We start from the raw sequence: 3,146 nt of genomic DNA, 5'->3' as shown, positions 1-3,146 counted from the left end.
GTTGAGGACAAAGAAAATCCAGAGATAGAGTTTTCCTTTTTCGGCATAACCTTCCACCAAGGTTTTACCAGTGTCGGCAGTATATTCGGCTCCAAAACGGAAAAATGGATATTTAAAAACATTGGCCAAGATAACCAAGAGGAGTAGTGACCACCCATAAGAACCACCAGCTTGAGTAGAGGATACGATATGAGAACCTCCAACGGCTGCAGAAGCCATTAGAATTCCTGGCCCCATTGCCTTTAGTTTGCTTGCCCAGGTTGACTGGTTTGATAACGTAACTTGTGACATAATAAACGCTCCTATTTTTGAATTTTCAGAATAATCTGAATAGATAGCTACTATTCTACAAAAATCTTAAAAGAAATGCAAGGCCATTTTGAAAAAATATAGAAAATTACAGAAAACTTTACATGTATTAATGAAATTTCTCCAAGGAGAATATGGTAAGCCTAAAAAATCCGAGAAGAAAGCTTCTCGGATTTTAATTATTTCAATTGATCTGTGACGTCTTTTGAGAGCAACATTCCCAGATGGTAAGTTTTATTGATATGTGCAATGACATCATTGATATTTTCAGTCGTGTGAATTTTCTCTTTGATGTCAGACCTAAATGTCTCATCCTTCAAGAGTTGCTCTTGGTAGAGTCTTTGAAGTCTTTCCTTCTCGTACTTATTGAGCAGAAAAAGGAAAACCAAGCTAAGTACAACGAGGATATAAGCATATTGGCTCATAGGAAATCTCCCAGTGTGATAAATAGTAAAAGTGAATAAATTATTTCATTGAACAGCTACAAGGCCGAACAAAATATAAATGTTATTTTGCCTCAATCTTTCAGATTGCTTTCAAGTAATCTAAAAGATTAGAACCTAAACTAAATTGATATTATTTGGTTTGGTAAATTAGTGAAGCACCAAGCCAAATCACCATAGTTACGACGTCATGGGTTCTAAATCGATTATATTTAGGGGCCATGACTAGTGAAGCAGTTAGCTAGTCCGCATATAAGCGGCTAGCTTCCTAGTTTGCTCTTTGATTTTCATTGAGTATTAGATTGCTTTACAATAAAGTGATTAAAAGATTACGACATGAGCCTAGCCAAATCGATATTATTTGGTTAGGTGAATTAGTGAAGCGTTTAGGCAACTCGTACTGGTTACGACGTAAAGAAACATAAATCGACAATATTTATGTTTCTTTACTAGTGAAGCTCCTAGCCAAAGTCCAAATAGGATTTGGCGTTAGTTACTTAGATTGCTCCGCAATCAAGTAACTTTGGCGATTTACATCTTCTCCGGCGCTTCTACTCCGAGCAAACGAAGAGCTTCTTTGAGGACGACTGCGGTTGCGTAGCTGAGGGCCAGACGACTGTCGCGCTCAGGACTTTCATCTAGGATACGTGTATGTGCATAATATTTGTTAAATGCTTGAGCCAAACCAATCGCAAATTTCGCAATGATAGAAGGTTCAAAGTTATCTGCTGCACGATTGATAATACGTGGGAAGTCTTGGATGAGCTTGATGATTTCCCAGCTTTCAGCATCATTCAGGCTATAGTTGCTAGCTGTATCTGGTTTGAAATCGGCTTTGCGCAAGATAGATTGGATACGAGCGTAGGCGTATTGAACGTAAGGTCCAGTTTCTCCTTCAAAGGATACCATAGCTTCAAGGTCGAAGTCATATCCATTTGTACGGTCGGTCTTAAGATCATAGAACTTGATAGCCCCAACTCCAACAGCGTGGGCAACCTGGTCTTTATTTTCTAACTCAGGATTTTTCGCTTCGATTTGGGCTTTGGCACGACTAACAGCCTCAGCGATAGTCGGTTCTAGCAAGATGACATTTCCTTTACGAGTAGAGAGTTTTTTCCCTTCTTTTGTTACCAATCCAAACGGAACATGGACAATGTCTTGGCTCCAATCGTAGCCCATCTCTTGTAGTACTGCCTTGAGTTGTTTGAAGTGGGCAGATTGCTCTTGACCAACAACATAGATGGATTTTGCAAATTGGTATTCGTTTTTACGGTAGAGGGCTGCAGCCAAGTCTCGTGTGATATAGAGAGTTGCACCATCAGATTTCTTGATAAGAGCTGGATGTTCAATTCCATATTTCTCAAGATTGACAACTTGAGCCCCTTCTGACTCAACAAGAAGTCCTTTTTCAGCGAGAATGTCTACAACAGCATCCATCTTATCATTGTAGAAGGCTTCTCCGTTGTAGCTGTCAAATTCAACTTGCAATTCATTGTAAAGACGGTTGAATTCCACTAAACTTTCATCACGGAACCATTGCCAGAGAGCGAGGGCTTCCTCATCTCCATTTTCCAGTTTGCGGAACCATTCGCGTGCTTCTTCATCCAAGCTAGGATCTTTTTCAGCTTCAGCATTGATGCGAACGTAGAGTTTAAGAAGTTCATCGATTGGATGTGCTTTAACGGCTTCCTCATTTCCCCATTTCTTGTAGGCAACGATTAACATTCCAAACTGTTTGCCCCAGTCTCCCAAATGGTTGACCTTGACCGTTTGATAGCCGATTTTTTGGAAAATATGTGACAAGCTATCTCCGATAACCGTTGAGCGCAGGTGACCAATAGAGAATGGTTTTGCGATATTGGGACTAGACATATCGATAACGACATTTTCTTGCTTGCCAATGGTTTGGTCAGCATAGTGATCTTTTTCAGTGATAACATCCTGTAATACCTGAGCCGAAATAGCAGATTTATCAAGGAAAAAGTTAACGTAAGGTCCAGTAGCGACAACCTTTTCAAAGGCTTGACTATTGATTTTTTCAGCAATATCTGTTGCAATCATTTGCGGAGCTTTACGCTCGACCTTTGCTAGAGAAAAGGCAGGGAAGGCGATGTCTCCCATTTCTGAGTTTTTAGGTGTTTCCAGTAAATTTAAAATAGCCTCTTGGTCCAGGCTATCAATGACGCTAGCCAACTCGCTAGCAATCAATTCTTTTGTATTCATAAGGGCTCCTTTTGGGCTTTTTTACTATTTTAACACAATTTACTACATTTTTTGAGAAAGAAAAGAATTTTTTTTGAATTATCTATTTTTTTTGGTATAATGTAGTTATAAAATAAATGTAAAACTTGTTATAAATATTCACTTAAGAGGATAATATGAGAAAAAGAGAAA

General features: G+C 39.0%; 2 protein-coding genes and 1 pseudogene. All 3 read right to left on the bottom strand.

Annotated elements, in window-relative coordinates:
* Positions 1 to 291, bottom strand: a pseudogene (locus tag HMPREF0849_RS04030) (divalent metal cation transporter); the annotation flags it as partial.
* A 197-nt stretch (positions 292 to 488) separates the two neighbouring features.
* Entirely contained in the window at positions 489 to 734 is a 246-nt protein-coding gene (locus HMPREF0849_RS04025) for a hypothetical protein (RefSeq protein ID WP_000084865.1), read from the bottom strand.
* Between the two features lie 549 nt (positions 735 to 1,283).
* Positions 1,284 to 2,975 carry an arginine--tRNA ligase gene (gene argS, locus HMPREF0849_RS04020; RefSeq protein ID WP_001092731.1) on the bottom strand — a complete coding sequence of 564 codons (1,692 nt, stop codon included), beginning with the start codon at positions 2,973 to 2,975 and terminating at the stop codon, positions 1,284 to 1,286.
* Positions 2,976 to 3,146: the final 171 nt, after the last annotated feature.

It is taken from the genome of Streptococcus sp. C300, assembly GCF_000187645.1.
GTDB classification, from domain to species: Bacteria; Bacillota; Bacilli; order Lactobacillales; family Streptococcaceae; genus Streptococcus; species Streptococcus oralis_CQ.
The sequence above is the reverse complement of the archived record's forward strand: the minus strand, read 5'-3'. Positions and strand labels throughout refer to the sequence as shown.